The 16,533-nt window shown below is 56.6% G+C and carries 14 protein-coding genes; 8 read left to right on the top strand and 6 right to left on the bottom strand.

Annotated features, from left to right (window positions below; genetic code table 11):
- Positions 1-369 (top strand): hypothetical protein (locus LJE94_18915; protein ID MCG6912168.1); only part of this gene is annotated, 369 nt, incomplete at its 5' end.
- Between the two features lie 121 nt (positions 370-490).
- On the opposite strand, the gene tnpA is transcribed toward LJE94_18915, so the two are convergent.
- The 4 genes from tnpA to LJE94_18935 form a co-directional block, all read right to left on the bottom strand.
- Complete coding sequence (tnpA, locus tag LJE94_18920) at positions 491-928, bottom strand: IS200/IS605 family transposase (protein MCG6912169.1); 438 nt, start codon at positions 926-928, stop codon at positions 491-493.
- A gap of 110 nt (positions 929-1,038) precedes the next feature.
- Complete coding sequence (locus tag LJE94_18925; GenBank protein ID MCG6912170.1) at positions 1,039-1,257, bottom strand: methyltransferase domain-containing protein; 219 nt, start codon at positions 1,255-1,257, stop codon at positions 1,039-1,041.
- A 102-nt stretch (positions 1,258-1,359) separates the two neighbouring features.
- Complete coding sequence (locus LJE94_18930; protein MCG6912171.1) at positions 1,360-1,680, bottom strand: hypothetical protein; 321 nt, start codon at positions 1,678-1,680, stop codon at positions 1,360-1,362.
- 455 nt (positions 1,681-2,135) lie between these two features.
- Positions 2,136-3,416 (bottom strand): radical SAM protein, encoded by a 1,281-nt coding sequence (locus LJE94_18935; GenBank protein MCG6912172.1) that lies wholly within the window; start codon positions 3,414-3,416, stop codon positions 2,136-2,138.
- Between the two features lie 157 nt (positions 3,417-3,573).
- Between LJE94_18935 and LJE94_18940 the strand changes: the two genes are divergently transcribed.
- From LJE94_18940 to LJE94_18955, 4 genes are all read left to right on the top strand, one after another.
- Positions 3,574-4,467, top strand: coding sequence for an alpha/beta fold hydrolase (locus LJE94_18940; GenBank protein MCG6912173.1), 894 nt, complete (start codon positions 3,574-3,576; stop codon positions 4,465-4,467).
- Between the two features lie 19 nt (positions 4,468-4,486).
- Positions 4,487-6,088: an amidohydrolase gene (locus tag LJE94_18945; protein MCG6912174.1), complete on the top strand. Its 1,602-nt coding sequence runs from the start codon at positions 4,487-4,489 to the stop codon at positions 6,086-6,088.
- A gap of 152 nt (positions 6,089-6,240) precedes the next feature.
- Positions 6,241-8,844: a S8 family serine peptidase gene (locus LJE94_18950; protein MCG6912175.1), complete on the top strand. Its 2,604-nt coding sequence runs from the start codon at positions 6,241-6,243 to the stop codon at positions 8,842-8,844.
- Between the two features lie 8 nt (positions 8,845-8,852).
- Complete coding sequence (locus tag LJE94_18955) at positions 8,853-9,431, top strand: protease complex subunit PrcB family protein (protein MCG6912176.1); 579 nt, start codon at positions 8,853-8,855, stop codon at positions 9,429-9,431.
- Positions 9,432-9,824: 393 nt separating this feature from the next.
- Here LJE94_18955 and LJE94_18960 read toward each other — a convergent pair whose 3' ends face one another.
- The gene (locus LJE94_18960; protein MCG6912177.1) at positions 9,825-11,234 is read right to left on the bottom strand and encodes a VWA domain-containing protein; all 1,410 of its coding nucleotides are present in this window, start codon (positions 11,232-11,234) and stop codon (positions 9,825-9,827) included.
- Positions 11,235-11,487: 253 nt separating this feature from the next.
- Between LJE94_18960 and LJE94_18965 the strand changes: the two genes are divergently transcribed.
- Complete coding sequence (locus tag LJE94_18965; protein MCG6912178.1) at positions 11,488-12,192, top strand: response regulator transcription factor; 705 nt, start codon at positions 11,488-11,490, stop codon at positions 12,190-12,192.
- Positions 12,189-14,105: a HAMP domain-containing histidine kinase gene (locus LJE94_18970; GenBank protein MCG6912179.1), complete on the top strand. Its 1,917-nt coding sequence runs from the start codon at positions 12,189-12,191 to the stop codon at positions 14,103-14,105. The genes LJE94_18965 and LJE94_18970 overlap by 4 nt, the downstream gene beginning before the upstream one ends.
- Positions 14,106-14,240: 135 nt before the next feature.
- On the opposite strand, the gene ilvA is transcribed toward LJE94_18970, so the two are convergent.
- Positions 14,241-15,449: a threonine ammonia-lyase gene (ilvA, locus tag LJE94_18975; GenBank protein MCG6912180.1), complete on the bottom strand. Its 1,209-nt coding sequence runs from the start codon at positions 15,447-15,449 to the stop codon at positions 14,241-14,243.
- Positions 15,450-15,829: 380 nt separating this feature from the next.
- Between ilvA and LJE94_18980 the strand changes: the two genes are divergently transcribed.
- Positions 15,830-16,533: cobalamin-dependent protein (locus LJE94_18980; protein MCG6912181.1), on the top strand; the 704-nt coding region annotated here is incomplete at its 3' end.

Consider the following 16,533-nt stretch of genomic DNA (forward strand, 5'->3'; position numbering starts at 1 on the left):
TCATGCCTGCGATACGATCCGAAAAACGGCAGGCGCTATCCTTCCATTTCTACATCCTGGACACGTTCCCGGCCGCTTGAAGGTCTTACGGTTTATAAACTGAAAACCGCAGTTCATACAGTGGTATGGGTCTATATCTATTCGTTTATTTTGGTTTTTTACAGTTTTTTCTATGAAGGTCAGATGATGATATACGTCTTTTTCCAATACACCAATTCGTTGGGAAATTTCTCTCACGGTCAGGGCGTTGCTTTGGAGTTCCTCGATGATCGCCTGACGTATGGTTTGTTTTCTTTCATCCGCCATAACATTTACTTTTTCATTGCCGTGATGAAATCGAAAATCCCCTTGCCCACCCGCATTCTTTGAATATCTGTAAATCCGGCTTTTTTCAGTATTTCCTCTTGTTTGTTGTTATTCAAATGAACGGTTCCTATTACAGTTTCATAACCTTGCCCCCTGAGGGGGCAAGGTTGTTGTCCCCCTGCTTTTATTTATCAAACATTTTTTTCTGCTCGTGGAGCTTTTCTTTCTGTTCCTGATATCTTACATATTTTCGGATCATATCCGAATCTAAGCCTACTGTATCAACACAGTACCCTCTTGCCCAAAAGCTGTTGCCCCAGTAAGGCTTGGTCTTTAACCTTTTGAACCGATTGAACACTCGAATTGCTGTTCTGCCTTTTATCATGCCCACATAATCGGATATCGATATTTTCGGCGGAACCATCACAAGAAGGTGAACATGGTCAATTTGAACGTTTAATTCGACTATTTCACACTCTTTTTGCTCGGAAAATGCTCTTATACAGTTCGATACTTCATTTCCAATCTGGTCGCCCAATACCCGATATCGGTATTTCGGGACCCATACAATATGATATTGGCAATGCCAGATTGTTTGTGTTAATTTTCGAAATCGGCTCATATGTTACTCCTTGATCGTATGTTGTGGGGACAACTTGATCATCGAGTAACATTGAGTCGTATAGATGGCAAAGCCTCTATACTCTGACCTGGCCCTGAGGGCCAGGGTTTCTACGATGGACTAAAATCCTTTATACTGTCCGGATAAGAAAAATCAAGAGCCAGAAGATAGCCACCTCTTTTCAGGGATTGAAAAGCCTTCTCAACGACTTTTTGTCGATCCTCCGTTAGGATTTCGTGAAGCGTGACCACCATGCTGATCATATCGAACTCATCTTTGTAAGGCAATTGCTCCCCACCGATATCTTCTACGCTGACCCGTTCTTCCAATCAAAGCTTGGAAATTGCTGCTTTAGTAATTCAATGGTTTCCTTTGTCAGCATTTCCACCTCCATCCAATAAAGATTTTATCAACCCTATTCGATAGTCATATTAGGGCATTTCCATCCCCATAGTTGCCATTGCCTCGTCGATTTTCGAATATATCTCTATGGTGTACTCAAACCCTTTTATGCCGATAAACATTGCCATCATTTTTACGGCGCGGCTATAAGCTGCATCTAGTTTTCCGTCTTTTACTTCAGATATGGAGAAGGATTTTACCCCCTTATGAGTCATTCTTACTGCGGCTGGAACGGTTTCAATGCTAATGGATTCATCGTGAGGGAATTTAGACAAAACTTCCAGATGTTTTTCTGCAGCGGCGGGGCCGGTGTCACTCGGGAATCGAGATGTAATTTTCAAATACGGCATATCAAACCTCCTTCGATTTCAAATTGTGGGTTGGGGTATAGAATGCCTGCAGCCCTCAGATGGCCTACCGATCACCAACGAGGGCTCGGTACAAGATGCTTCAAACACCTATTCATCAGGTAGAGTTTCATGTCGACACCGTATTTTGGTGCAGAAATGTCGAACGGGTAAGGCGTAACCTCAGCGTTGCGATTATGAGGTTAAGACCTAAGTTGGATGAGATTTTCCAGAAGGCTCCGGATCAGATTGACTCTGCCGCCTGGCTAACGGCAGGTAAGACTCAGCTGCAGGTCGCAGAAAACGATAATGCAAGACTATTCTAAATGGCAGGCTGGGGCAACGTTGAAATAATATGCATAAAATCTGTAGCTAAAATAAGGACAAATGATCCCGGCTGTTGCGAGATAGACCTCATTCTTGAGATGGGGGTCCTACCTAAGTTGAGCGTTTAGCTCCTAATAAAACCAGTTCGGGCGGTCTTTGACAAAATCCCTGGCCGTAATGCGGAGCCATTCCTTCATCCCATCCTCGATGTAAAACGTTGGCATAAGCAGATTATCATCCTCGTCGATCATTCCAACCGCCCTTGCATGGGTGGCCAACGCCGTGTATGGATAAATGCGCACCCCAACCGTCACCTTGACAGCACTCAGCTCGAGTGAGTCGACAAACGCAAGACTCTCGCTAACGGTTTGCCGCGTCTCACCGGGGCTTCCTAAAAGCAAAAACCCCATAACCCCTATTCCGGCAGATTTAAACATGTTGGATATGGTTCGCACGTCTTCGGTTTTAAACCGTTTGTGCATATTTTCAAGAATCACATCCGACCCACTCTCGAAGCCAAGGCTGACTTCAGCGCAGCCGGAAGCCGCCATTTTTTCAACCAGTTTTTCATCGATCTTCCAGGGATGTACAATTCCCCGCCATTTGAGCCTCAAATCCGATTCGATCATACGGCTACACAAATCTTCGGCATAGCCCGACGGCAGATTGAAGGTGTTGTCCACAAAAAAATAATGATCGAACCCTGCGGACGTATAGGATCGCATGGCCGCTATGATGGTATCTATGCTTCGTTTGCGGATAACACTGCCCTCGATTGTTGACGTCGAACAATAACTGCAGTCCAATGGGCATCCCCTGCGCGTCTGAATGGGAAGCCATAAGGGTTGATCGGTGACACGATCGAGCGACCAGATCTGTTTATCGGGTTCGGGAAGTTTGAGGCTGTCTATATTCATAACCGGTTTATTTGCATTTTGGACGTCACCCTTTCGGTTAAACAAACCGGGAATCTTGGATATGTCGCCGCCATTCTGCAGGGCATCCAGCAACAGGACAAACGATCGCTCTCCCTCACCCTGAATACCCATGTCCCCATCAAGATATGTCAATGCATCCTGTGGGAATATGCTATAGCCCGCACCGCCGAGAACAATTTTTGCGTCTGAATATGACCGGCATGTATCGACGATCGCCTTGACCGGTTCGAGGAGAAATTTGACTCCTTCAGAGGCCTGATCGTCGATGTTTCTGACCGATATTCCGATGACATCCGGCCCGTGGTCCTCAATGGTTTTTCTCAGACCGTTCAGGGCGTCCGGTTGCGTCATTAAATTGATCTGATGAACGTCATGACCGGCATCTTCCGCCGCCCTGGCGACGCATGACATGCCCAACGGTAAAACAGGCATGTTCATCGTTTCAGTGTTCGCCGACACGAGGAGCACTTTCATGTCTAACCTCCGGGGCTGTTTTCTTTTTCCTTTGTTGATTTTAACATGTTGCTTTTGCAATCTCGAGGTTTATTGTAAGCACTGGCGTTAAATGCTACAGTACAATATTTTTTCAAATCTATCTATGCTTGAAACACTCACCGTGGGGAGGAGTCACATGGCTTCAGTGAACGCAAACGGCATCCGGATTGAATACGAAACCTTCGGCGACCCGTCATCGCCGGCATTGCTCCTGATCATCGGTCTCGGGTGCCAGCTAATCCATTGGCAAGACGAATTCTGCCGGCAGATTGCCGACAGCGGGTACCATGTTATCAGATACGACAACAGGGACAAGGGGTTGTCGACCAAGATCGAGGGACTGACGGCCGACGAAATCATGGAAAAAACCCTCGCACTGTTCATGGGGCAGGATGTCCCGGTGCCCTATACACTGGAAGATATGGCAGATGACGCTGTCGGTTTGCTGGACGCGCTGCACATCGAAAAAGCCCACATCTGCGGTATGTCGATGGGTGGCATGATCGCCCAGACCGTCGCACTCAACAACCCCGACCGGGCATTGTCATTGACGTCGATATACAGTTCACCCGGCACGAGCGACAAATACGCCCCGACACCGGAGATGGCCGAAGCCTTGATGCAGCCGGAACCGCTGGAACGGGAAGCAAATATCGATTACATGGTTAGTTTTTTCAAACTGACCTATGGCACCGGGCTTGAATTCGATGAAGCCTTTCACCGTTCAATAGCGGCCCGCGCCTATGATCGTTCTTTCTGCCCGGAGGGATCGGGGCGTCAATTGCTCGCCATCATGACCCAGAAAGACAGGGAAGCAGCTCTCAAAGAGTTGAATGTCCCCGCACTGGTCATTCATGGCGATGCGGATCCCCTCGTACCGCTCGAAGCCGGAAGAGCCACGGCAAATGCCATACCGGGCGCGGAATTGATGGTCATCGAGGGCATGGGACATTCCCTTCCAAACCTGAATGCCTACTGGGACCGGATCGCGGACGCGATGGTACGCCACATGGCAGATGCCAATACATAGGGAAAACGAGAGGACACGCATGCTGGACACCATATTTTACAACGGCCGCATCTGCACACTGGACAACCGCAATGCCGTATATGAGGCCGTGGGCGTCAGCCAGGGCAAAATAGCGGCTCTGGGAACCAACCGGGACCTCAAACCCCACACCGGTCCGCGAACCGAGACGATCGACGTCAAGGGCGCGGTCATGTACCCGGGGTTCATGGAAGCCCACAACCACCTGGCCATATTCGCCTACCTGCTCGACGGCATCGACCTGTCAGCAAAGAATGCCGGTAAAATGGATGACGTGCTCGAGCGGGTCAAGGCCGACGCGGACAAAAAGCCCGACGGCGCATGGATAAAGGGTGCGCGCTACGCGGAATACTTTCTGGCCGAAAACCGCCACCCCACGCGCCACGACCTGGACCCGGTCAGCCCGGCGAACCCGGTGGTCCTGTTTCACACCTCTTTTCACGCCTGCGTGCTCAACAGCCGGGCGCTGGAAAAATTCGACATAGACAGGAAGAGCGCGACACCCCGAGGCGGCATTATCGAAAAAGACGCCGACGGCGAACCGACGGGCGTGCTCCACGACGAGGCCATGAATGTCGTTTTCAACCGGTTGTTCTCCAATGACATGTCTGCCATGAAAACGCATGAACTTGCGTCCTTCTGCCAACGGGGGGCCCTGCACTTCGCCTCCTGCGGCCTGGTTTTCGCCGCCGATGCCATGGTGGGGCCCCAGTCCCTGGCCATGTACCAGGCAGCCAGGGATGCCGGACAGCTGCCCATCCGGATCTACACCATGAACCTGTCAACCGAGTCGGATGACCTGGTCAACGCCCGGATCAAAACAGGATTCGGCGACCGCAGGCTGCGCATCGGGCCCATCAAGATTTTCGCCGACGGCGGCATGTCCAACCGAACGGCGGCCGTTGGAACACCCTACCTGACGCCCCCCCATGGAAAAGGGCTCAAGATCCAGAGCCGCGAGGAATTGATCGAAAAGGTTCGCGGGTATCACCGGCTTGGCTATCAGATTGCCATCCATGCCCAGGGCGACGAAGGCATCCGCGACACCCTGGACGCCTACGAAGCCGTGCTTGGCAAAACCTCCGGCAACCCGCTGCGCCACCGCATCGAACACGGCGGGTGCATGTACCCCGACCTGTTGCAACGCACTGCGGCCATGCACATCCCGGTGGCGGTCCAGCCGGTGTTTTTCAGCGAACTGGGGGACGGCTTTGTGGAGGCCTTCGGAGCGGAGACGGCCGACCGGCTGTACCCTTTCAAAAGCATGCTGGCAGCAGGCATCCCCCTGGGTGGCAGTTCGGACTGCCCGGTTTCGGAGATAGACCCCCGCAAAGGGCTTTGGGGCGCGGTGGCCCGCTCCACCCCGTCGGGAAACGTCATCGGCCCCGGGGAAGCGCTGACCATGGACGATGCCCTCAGGATGTACACCACCGGATCGGCCTACCTGTCCTTCGACGAAAACGTCAACGGCACCATCGAGGTGGGGAAACACGCCGATTTCACCGTCTTGGCCGAGGACCCGCGCGATGTCCCGCTTGAAACAGTGCCGCAAATACCGTTTGTGATGACGGTGGTCGCTGGAGAGGTCGTCTGGGCGGCGTAAGAGGCTTGTGTCTTTTTCATTATCCAACAGCCCCTTTGACATGCACTGCCTGGAACATTATAATAGGTTTCGAATGGGGCTGTCTCCCTAAACGGCCTCATACCGCTCACCCTTTAATTCGTCCGGACAAATCCTTGTATGAGGGATTACCAATGAAACCTATCAACACCTTTCGCATCTGCCTGGGTTTGCTCGTCGCCCTGACCGCTGGCTGGATAGGCTGCGATAGCGGGGGCGGCGGCAACAGCTACACCGTCAGCGGCACCATTTACGCCCCCTCCAACACCGCCGTCGACTCCGACACCAACGAAATCAACGTCACGCCGGTTTCCAACGACTATTTTGACGGGAACAGCGCGCAAATTTTGAGCAAGAATCCGGTGATCGTCGGCGGCTATGCCAATGTGGCCTACGCAGGCCAACCCGGGAACTCTTTCGAAACCGGCGACACGAGCGACGTTTTCAAAGTGGCGCTGACCGCGAATCAAAGCGTCAACCTGTACATAGCCGATACCAACGCCGCCGACCTCGACCTCTATCTATACGACGAGAATGTAGACCGCGACGCCCCGGAGGCAGTCGCGAGTTCCACCGGTACCGGCGCCAGCGAAAAGGTGCAGGCGACCAGCGCAGGCACCTACTACGTCGAGGTCCGGGCGCACGCCGGGGCCTCCAACTACACCCTGACCACCGGGCAGACCATCGACGCGGCCACGGCCATGGATGCGCGCCTGCAGGAGGATTTTTTGCCGGGCGACGTGGTGGTCGTCTTTCGCGAGGAGGCCCGGGAACGCATCCGCCGGAGCCTGCAGGCGGAGGGGGACGCCTTGTGGGGCCTTGACCGCAAATCCGGTTCTCCCGGAGGCGAAATGGTGCTCGCCGTCACTTCGGAAAACAGGCGGCGCGTCTTTGCGGCGCTCGCCATCGAGCCGGCGGAAGACAACCCGGTGCTGTTCCAGGCGCAGGACCCCCGCAAGCAGCTCAAGTTGGACACCCTGCGAACGATCGACGCCCTGAAAAAACGTGACGACGTACTGACGGCCGAGCCCAACTACCTGCGCCACGCCCTGGAAGCGCCCGACGACGATTACTACCCCCTGCAGTGGCACTACCCGCTCATCCGCCTGCCCCAGGCCTGGGAACTCACCAAGGGCTCATCCGAGGTCATCGTGGCGGTCATCGACACGGGCATCCTCGCCAATCATCCGGATATTAGCAACGCCAAACTGGTGGACGGCTATGACTTCATCTCCGACACGACCATCTCTCTGGACGGCGACGGCATCGACCCCAACCCGCAGGACCCCGGCGACGCCATGGAGGGGGGCAGCTCCTTTCACGGCACCCACGTGGCCGGGACCATCGGCGCCGCCACCAACAACGGCACCGGTGTGGCCGGCGTCACCTGGAACTGCAGGATCATGCCGCTCCGGGCGCTGGGCAACGGTGGCGGTCTGGCCGGCGACATCCGCCAGGCCATCCGATACGCCGCCGGTCTCGACAACGCATCGGGCATCACCCTTCCCCCCTCCCGGCGGGCGGACATCATCAACATGAGCCTGGGGGGATCCTCCCGGTCCGACCTGGACCAACAGGCCATCGATGACGCCAGGGCGCAAGGCGTCATCATCATCGCCGCCGCCGGCAACAGCGCCAGCAGCACCCCCATGTACCCGGCCGCCTACAACCACGTCGTCTCCGTGAGCGCCGTGGGACCGGACAAGACCCTGGCCCCCTATTCCAATTTCGGCGGCACCATCGACGTCGCGGCCCCGGGCGGCGACGCATCCGACGACAGCGACGGCGACGGCTATCCCGACGGCGTTCTGAGCACCGGCGCCGACGACACATCAGGTACGATCAAAATGATCTACAATTTCAAGCAGGGCACCTCCATGGCGACCCCCCACGTGGCCGGCGTGGCCGCCCTGATGAAATCGGTCTATTCCGGTCTGACCCCGGCCATCCTGGACAACCTGATCGCCGGCGGGACGATCACCGAGGATTTGGGCCCGCCAGGCCGCGACAACCAGTTCGGGCACGGCCTCATCGACGCGCTGCAGGCGGTACTCACTGTTTACGCGGGGGAGCTTCCGACCCTGTTGTTTGTCGATCCCCTCTCGCTCAACTTCGGGTCGACGGACACCATCCTGCTTCTTGATGCCAGCAATTATTCCAGTGAAACGCTGACCGATGTTAACGCAACAACGGATGTTGATTGGATTTCCATCGAGGGTTCTTTCGATGAAGCCGGCCAGAGCGGCACCTTCACGATCAGCGTGGATCGGACAGGTCTGGACGATGGCCCCTATGCGGCAACGATTACGTTTACGTCGAGCGTAAACACGGTCCCGGTGCCGGTGCGCATGCAGGTGGGCGACGCCACCGCTGCCGGCAATGCCGGCTATCACTACGTCGTGCTCCTGGACCCCGACACCTTTCAACCCCTTGCCCAGTACGACGTGCCGGCGCCCACCAACGGGGCCTACCACTATCATCTGAAGGCGCCCATGGGGAAATACATCATTTTTGCGGGCACCGACGCGGACAACGACTATTACATCGGCGACGCCGGCGAGTCGTCCGGCGCCTACCCCTCCCTGGATCAGCCGGCGGTCATCCGCCTGTACAGGGATCTCACAGGCTACGATTTCGCCACGTCGTTCAACTTCAACCTGTCGTCCTCACTCCTGGCGAACAAAACGGGAGCGTTTCAACCCATCAGAATCGACGGCGCGGGGGCGGTTGAGAAATGACGGTCCGAATGACGGAAAAGGAAACGATGCCAGCTTGCACCATACTGAAAAAAAAGGGCGGACGGCCTACAGCCTGGGCGGGGGCGGTCCTCCTGCTGCTGCTTGCCACGCTTTTCACCTACGGAATGGGCCGCAAGGCAGACACCCCGCCGCCGGATTTTGCGGTCCATACACTGCTGAGAGGATCACAGTCGGCAGGTAGCGGCAACGGCCCCTCTGCCGAGTGGGTCCGCTCCCGCGATGCCCTCGAGCGGGTTTTCGCCGATGCCGGCTCCCTGCAACTGTCGGCATCCGAATCGGATCAAGCCCCCGACGTCGACCTAGCAGCCTATCGCGTTCTGCTGGTGCGCATGGGACGCAAGCCCACCGCCGGATACGCTGTGCGCTGCCTTACCGAACGCAGCGGCCTGACAAACGGTACGGCCGTCATCACTCTCGAATGGGCCGAACCCCCGCCGGACCGCCTCAATGCCCAGGTCGTGACCAGCCCTTTCGTTCTGCTGAAAATCACCAAGGCAGGCTACAGCCGGGTAAAGCTCGTCGACCAGGACGACCGGACCCTGTTCGAACTGGAAGCGCCGCAGTAGATACCCGTGCCCGTAGGACTCGGCACTGGTTTCACCCTGGAAGGGTGTTGTTTGGATACCAAGGAAATAGGCAAATCCTAAATCCCAATATCTAAATTCCAAACAAATTCAAATAACCAATGACCCAATGACAAAAACAGAAGCCCGACCACCGACGACTTACATCTACCGTTTGGATCTTTTGAATTTCGGTCATTTGATATTGTTTAGGATTTCGGATTTGGTGCTTGGAATTTTATACCCCCTATTTTCGGCACAGCCACATATCTCTGACCTGACACAAAGGACCAGAATTTCAATACTTGATTAAAGCTGTTAGGCGGACAGGACGCTGGGAGGATAGGAGGCCGGCTTCCCAGCGTCCCAGCCTCCTAGCGTTCCAGCCTCCCATCCTCACTCCTTGCTTCTTCGCTCTTTGTACCCTTCGTACTGCAACGACTTGGCGTTCGTTTTCTGCTTTTGACGAACCGCCGCAGGCGCTCCCAGGAAGGTTTCACGAACCATGGACTTCAATCCGTCCACTTCCTCTTCAAGATTCTGTTCCACCCGTTCCGACTGCACGCTTTGATTGAGACGTTTCTTTTCCTTGTAATAGGTTTCTATCTTCGACAGGGCCTCTTTTTCGGCGCCGGCCTTGACGTCGGCGGCCACGGCCTCCCTCAGCCGGTTGTAGTCCTCCTGGATCACCTTGTCTTCCCAGGTCTGCCTGTGGATCGAAGAGAGCGCCGCGGCGCGGTCCCCGGTACAGGTAACGGTCAGGGCCTTTTTCAAGGGCTCCCTGAAAAAGGTGCCTTTGCTCACGTAGCTTATCCAGATACCTTCCAGTTTGTACGCATTTTCGAGGACCGGCGATGCCTGAAACCGCAGAAACACCTTCCGGGAGCGCCCGGACAAAAGGTCGCCCGGATACACGGCATAGTGCCCGGGATATTCTTTGAAGCTGAATCCGCCCGCACTCAGCAACCGCACCCCCGGCACCTTGGGGATGTGGATTTCCAGCCCGGTGGCGGCCACATGCCTGGCGCTCATGAACTCGTGCTCGAAAACGGCGGCAAAGGCATCCGGGTTTTCCAGGTAGTGGTAGGTTCCCGCCCCCTGATCGGCGATGTGGGCCATCAACTGCTCGTTGAAACTGTCCCCCACGCCCACGGTAGCCACCGAAAAATTTTCCTCGAGGGCGATGGACGCCATGCGCCCGAGCGCCAGGGGGTCGACGATCCCGCGGTTGGCCAGGCCGTCCGATATGAGAATGACCTTGCGAATCCGGGTCCCGGCAGGCTCGGACAGAATCGTGTCCAACCCGGTCCGGAGTCCTCCTCCCAGATTGGTGGCGCCCCCGGCATAGATGTCGTGAACCATCTGGCGCAGCACGGATCGGTTTTGCGTTGTCAAGAACATCAACGGTGCGTGCCTGCGAACGTCGTCGGCATAGCTCACGAGGCTCAATCGGTCCTCCTGAGACAGCAGGCCGATAAGATTGTTCGCGGCCCGCACGGCGTCGCTCAGTTTCCGGCCCTGCATGGAACCGCTCCTGTCCAGGACCAGGACGATGTCCACCCGGTGTTCGGTCAACGGTTCCCGGGGTCCTGTTGCGGCGGCACGCAGTTCAAGATTGAGCTCGAAAATGCCGTCGCCGTAGCGGTAAATTTTTTCCTGAACCAGGTTCCCGGAAAAATCGACGACCTGCAGCGCTTGCGCACCGGTCGTGTCCCTTCCTGCTGCGTGGGCAGACACCGGCATAATGCCGGTCATTGCCGTCAGAACCATTACCATTGTCATCATGCAAAACCGTGTCGTTTTCATACGCTACCTCCCTTTGTATTGGGTTTACCCCAAGGTTGCATAAACAACTACGACGTCACCCTCAGACGCCTTGACTCTGAAGCCCCCGGGCTTTTACAACGTTGGGGTATGTTGTCGGGGGGCCCCCTCGATTCCGGCACCTATTGTAGCGCACGCCCGGTAAAGTACAATTCAAAGAACCGTAAATGATCTCCTTGTTTTTTTTACATAAGTTTTGCTTTACTATTCATGTTTTCGTGGTAAAAAAGGGGTCATGCATAGGCGAAAGAGCAAGGCGAGCATTCTGATAGTGGAAGACGACCCCGCAATTCTGAACGGCCTCATGGACGTGCTGGTTTTCAACGGTTTTTCCGCGGAGGGTGTTGCCGACGGCAGCGAGGGGCTTGCCCGCGCACTCGACAACCGGTTCGACCTCCTGCTGCTCGACGTCATGCTCCCGGGTGTCGACGGGTTCGCCATCTGCCGGCAGGTCCGAAAAAAACGGCCGGACCAGGCCATTATGATGCTCACGGCCAAAGGGGCCGAAGACGATGTGGTCAGCGGTTTCAAGGCCGGCGCCGACGACTACCTCAGCAAACCCTTTTCCCTGAGGGAGCTGATGGTGCGCATCGAGGCCATCCTGCGCCGCACGGGCAGGCTCGTGGGCGACGACACCCTCACCATCGGCGGGATCGTGTTCGACGGCAGAAACCTGCAGGCTGCCACGGACAACGCCCGTGTGGACCTCACCCGCAGGGAAATGGACATTGTCGCCTACCTTTACCGCAACCGCACCAGGATCGTTTCCAAAAAAGAGCTCCTTTCCCGCGTGTGGCACTACCGTGACGCAACCATCGAAACCCGCACCGTGGATATTCACATGCTGAAGCTGCGCAAGAAAATTACCCGCCTCACCAGCGGCCCCCAACTGATAGAAACCGTTCGCGGGGAGGGCTATCGCCTGGAATTGGAAGCATGAAACGCCTCAAACTGCTGATATGGTTTATTTTCCTCGCCCTCAGCATACCCGTGGGCTACTTCATCGTCCAGACCTACGGCGGTCTGAAAGCCGAGGAAACCGCCCGGTTGCGATTCTTTGCCGAGACCATCTTCGATGAGATCGAGAACGAACTCGCGGGAATCGTTACAAAAGAAGAAAACCGCCACGTGGATGCATACAATGCGGTCTACCTTGCGGAAGAAAACGGCGGGACATCGTCAACCGCCCTGCCCTCACCGCTTGCTCAAAAACCTGAAGAAACCTACATTCTCGGCTATCTCCAGAACAATCCCGACGGCTCGTTCCACACCCCGCTGGTGCCGGAGGGCCGACCGGTTGCGCCGGGGCTGCAACACCTGGTCGATGCGCTGCAATCGGTGAATGCCGCCTTCAATGCCCGGCGCGCGGCATCGAACGAAACGGCAAAACGCCCCCGGGAGAAAACCGCCGATAAAAAGGCTTTTAAAAAAACACCGGGTCTTGAAGAACCCTATCTGGACCGCTCCCGCAAAAAAGCCTTTGCCTCGGCCCCACAGCAGCAAAGCAGCCGGGTCGAGGAGATCACCGCGGGCCAGGCGATGCGGTTGTCGCAGAAAAGCCCTTCCCGCCTGCAAAGCGACAACCTGCAGGCTGCCGGGGAAATCGAAGGGGAAAAAAAACGGCAAGGCGGGGAGGAGGCGGGCGCACCGGGGGAAGCGGTCATGGCCGACTCCCAGGCCCCGGCTCCCGAGGCGGACGGGATCGCCGGCAGAACCTTCCAAATTGAAATCGCCCCCCTGCAATCCGTGATCATCTCCGACGACCGCGTGTTCATGTTCCGGCGGGTGGTGATCGGCGACAAGATCTACCGCCAGGGATTCGTCATCGAGTTGAAGGCCCTGGCGGCCCATTTGGCGGCCACCCATTTCAACGGACAACCCATCGCCGGCTATTCCCGCCTGAGCATCGACGTCGCCGGCCGGGACGGCACGGTGGGCATCGCCCGCTTCGGAGACAACGTCCGGGAAACGGCTTTCAGCCTCCGGCGCACGTTTCCCTTTCCCTTCGATTTCCTGTCGGCCGGCCTGGACTTCCGCCTGATTCCTCACACGGCGAACAGGCGCACCCTCAACCTCATGATGAGCGTTTTTGTGGCCGTGTTCGTTCTGGGTTTCCTGGCCATCTACCACAGCGCGCGAACGGTCATCGACCTCGCAGAGCGGCGTTCCCGCTTCGTCTCCTCGGTTACCCACGAACTGAAAACCCCCCTGACGAATATCAGAATGTACATCGAACTGCTTGAACAGGGCATCGCCGGGAGCCCGGAACGCGAACAGGAATATTTCGGCGTGCTGAACGCGGAAAGCGTCCGCCTTGCGCGCCTCATCAACAATGTCCTGGAACTCTCCAAGCTGGAAAACAGACAGCGACGGATCAACCTTGTGGAGGGTAATCTGGACGAGGTCTTCACCGAGTTGGAAACCGTGATGGGGAAGAAGGTGCGCCAGGCAGGCTTCACGCTGACCATCGACAGGACGCGCCTGCGGCCCTTTTTCTACGATGCCGAAATCATGATGCTGATTCTGACCAATCTGATCGAAAACAGCCTCAAGTTCGGCGCAAGCGAGCCGGTGAAGTCGATCACCGTCAAAACACGCCAGGAAGGCAGCTTGACAGAAGTGGCCGTGGCCGATACAGGCCCAGGTATTCCACGCCACGCGCTGAAAAAAGTGTTCCGGGACTTCTACCGGGTCGAGGGCGCCCTCACCCGGAGGACAGGCGGCACCGGCATCGGCCTGGCCCTGGTAAAAAAATTCGCACGTCTCATGCACGGAACCGTGACCGCCCGCAACAACGACGGCCCGGGATGCACCATTACCCTTTCCTTGCCTGAAAGCGACCAGAGCAGATAATCCCAGCGGGTTTCAAATTTTATTGATAACCGTTCGATATACCGTTTTAGCCTGTGAATGATTGAATTTGGTATCTGTTTGGGATTTCGGATTTGGTGCCTGGAATTTTGTTTCCTCTGTTACCGGCGTTTGCCGTTAATCGATACGCTCCAGACGGTAGCCGGCCGCTTCGAGATCGGCCTGCACCTCGCGGGCATGGTCACCGCCCCTTGTCTCCAGCTCCAGCTCCACCCGGGTGACGTCGATGGGATTGTTTCTGACGTTGCGGTCATGGTAGATGTGCAGCACGTTGGCCTTCAGCTGCGCAACCCGGTCGAGCATCCCGGCCAGGGAACCGGGCCTGTCCGAAAGGCTCAGCCTCAGACGGATGATTCGGCCGTGCCTCAGCAATCCCTGGTTGATGATTCTCCCCAGAAGCGGGCTGTCCACGTTGCCGCCGCTCACCAGGAGCACGATCTTCCGGTTTTTTAAAACACCGAGCGCACCCCCGATGAGAGCCGCCAGGGGGGCCGCACCCGCTCCCTCCGCCAGGGTCTTCTTGCGTTCCAGGAACATGAGGATGGCGGCGGCAATCTGTTCTTCCGATACCAGAACGAGGTCATCGATGTATTGCCGCACGATTTCATAGGGAATCCGGCCCATCTGTTTGACGTTGATGCCGTCGGCAATGGAGGTCTCCCCGGCCACCGGTACCGGCCCGGACGCCTTCAGGGCTTCGGCGGCCGACGGGCAGACCTCGGCCTGTACGCCGATGATTTTCACCGCCGGTCTGATGGACTTGGCGGCCAGGGCCACGCCGGATATCAGACCGCCGCCACCGACGGGAACGACGATGGCGTCCACGTCCGGGAGGTCGTCCATGATCTCCAGGGCCACGGTCCCCTGCCCGGCAATGATGCCATGGTCGTCAAACGGGTGGATGAACACCCTGCCTGAATCGGCCAGCCGCATTGCCTCGGCAATGCTGTCCTCGACGCTGGAGCCGCATAGCCGGACGTCGCCGCCATATCCGCGGGTGGCCTCCTGTTTGGATATGGAAGCCCACTCGGGCATGACAATCGTTGATGGCACACCGGCGTGCCTGGCGGCCAGGGCCACCCCCTGGGCGTGATTTCCGGCGGAAGCGGCAACGACCCCCTGCCGGCCGATGGCTTCCAGGCCGGACAAAATCATGTTGGCCGCCCCTCTGATCTTGAACGACCCGGTTTTCTGGAAATTTTCGAGTTTCAGGTGCACCTCACACCCGAATTCCCGGCTCAGGGTCGGCGAGTGCACCAGCGGTGTCTGCAAGATAATGGGGGCTATCAAGTCGGCGGCTTTACGTATATCTTTTAATGATATCATTGTGTTTAAGCCATTTTATTAATGTTTAAATGGAAGCTTTTCAACAGCAGGCTGCGGGGAATTCGCGCGCTGTTTCAGTTCATCTTCAGGCAACCTTGCATGGCGCGATGCAGCAACCGGCGGTCCGGGTTTCACACTATCACGAAAATTATAAAAATACGAGGTCGCAAAAGACCGGCTTTTCCCGCTTTCCAGGTCGCCTGCTTTCGTGATAACGGTTGCTTTGTTCCAGTATTTAGAGCAGTTACTATATTATATAGGTTCCGTTTCAACATGGGATTGGAAGGTGGAGGGCACACGGAACGTTATTCTGACAAACACGATAAAGCCTGGTCACCTGGGCCAGGATTCTTTACTTTTTCTAGGGCGGCCGATTGACAGTGGTTGACATTCTCCTCATACAGCCCCCCATAAGGGACTACTATTTAACCAAAAAGCGCACCATCCCCTATGGATTGGCCGGCATTGCCGCCTGCCTCGAGGAAAAGGGATTCTCGGTGGCGCTTTTCGATGCCCTGGCCACACCCAAATCCAAGATTATCGATCCGCCCCCTGAAATGGCCTATCTCTCGCCGCATTACGGCCGCATGGACCGGTCGCCTTTTTCCCTTTTTCACGCGTACAGGCATTACGGTTACAGCTTCGAGCACATCGGCGCCGTCGCCCGGGCGTCCAACGCCTTCCTGGTAGGCATCGCCTCGCTGTTCACGCCCTACGCCGACATGGCCATCCAAACCGCGCTGCGGGTGAAGGAATATCTTCCCGGGTGCAAGGTCGTGCTGGGCGGCCACCACCCCACCGCACTGCCGGAAGAAGTGCTGGCGTCCCCGGCCGTGGACTACCTGGTACGGGGGGAGGGGGAAACGGTCCTGCCCATGCTGGCACAGGCGCTGCACAAGGGCAGTGATCCCGCAGGCATCCCCGGCGTGTGCTACAGGAACACAGACGGCACCTGCCACATCGCCGAACCGGTTTTCCCGGCGGATCTCGACCGCCATCCCCTGCCTGCACTGCACCTCTTGAACTGGAAATATTATCGAAGGGGGGGGAAATCCGCTTATACTGTCACTGCCAGTCGCGGTTG

The organism is Deltaproteobacteria bacterium, from assembly GCA_022340465.1.
GTDB lineage: Bacteria > Desulfobacterota > Desulfobacteria > Desulfobacterales > B30-G6 > JAJDNW01.

Excerpts from the sequence above, each read along its gene's own strand:
- LJE94_18965 (MCG6912178.1), top strand. The coding sequence starts at position 11,488 with ATGCATAGGCGAAAGAGCAAGGCGAGCATTCTGATAGTGGAAGACGAC.
- LJE94_18960 (MCG6912177.1), bottom strand. The coding sequence starts at position 11,234 with ATGAAAACGACACGGTTTTGCATGATGACAATGGTAATGGTTCTGACG.
- LJE94_18940 (MCG6912173.1), top strand. The coding sequence starts at position 3,574 with ATGGCTTCAGTGAACGCAAACGGCATCCGGATTGAATACGAAACCTTC.
- LJE94_18955 (MCG6912176.1), top strand. The coding sequence starts at position 8,853 with ATGACGGAAAAGGAAACGATGCCAGCTTGCACCATACTGAAAAAAAAG.
- LJE94_18945 (MCG6912174.1), top strand. The coding sequence starts at position 4,487 with ATGCTGGACACCATATTTTACAACGGCCGCATCTGCACACTGGACAAC.
- LJE94_18970 (MCG6912179.1), top strand. The coding sequence starts at position 12,189 with ATGAAACGCCTCAAACTGCTGATATGGTTTATTTTCCTCGCCCTCAGC.
- LJE94_18930 (MCG6912171.1), bottom strand. The coding sequence starts at position 1,680 with ATGCCGTATTTGAAAATTACATCTCGATTCCCGAGTGACACCGGCCCC.
- tnpA (MCG6912169.1), bottom strand. The coding sequence starts at position 928 with ATGAGCCGATTTCGAAAATTAACACAAACAATCTGGCATTGCCAATAT.
- ilvA (MCG6912180.1), bottom strand. The coding sequence starts at position 15,449 with ATGATATCATTAAAAGATATACGTAAAGCCGCCGACTTGATAGCCCCC.
- LJE94_18950 (MCG6912175.1), top strand. The coding sequence starts at position 6,241 with ATGAAACCTATCAACACCTTTCGCATCTGCCTGGGTTTGCTCGTCGCC.
- LJE94_18935 (MCG6912172.1), bottom strand. The coding sequence starts at position 3,416 with ATGAAAGTGCTCCTCGTGTCGGCGAACACTGAAACGATGAACATGCCT.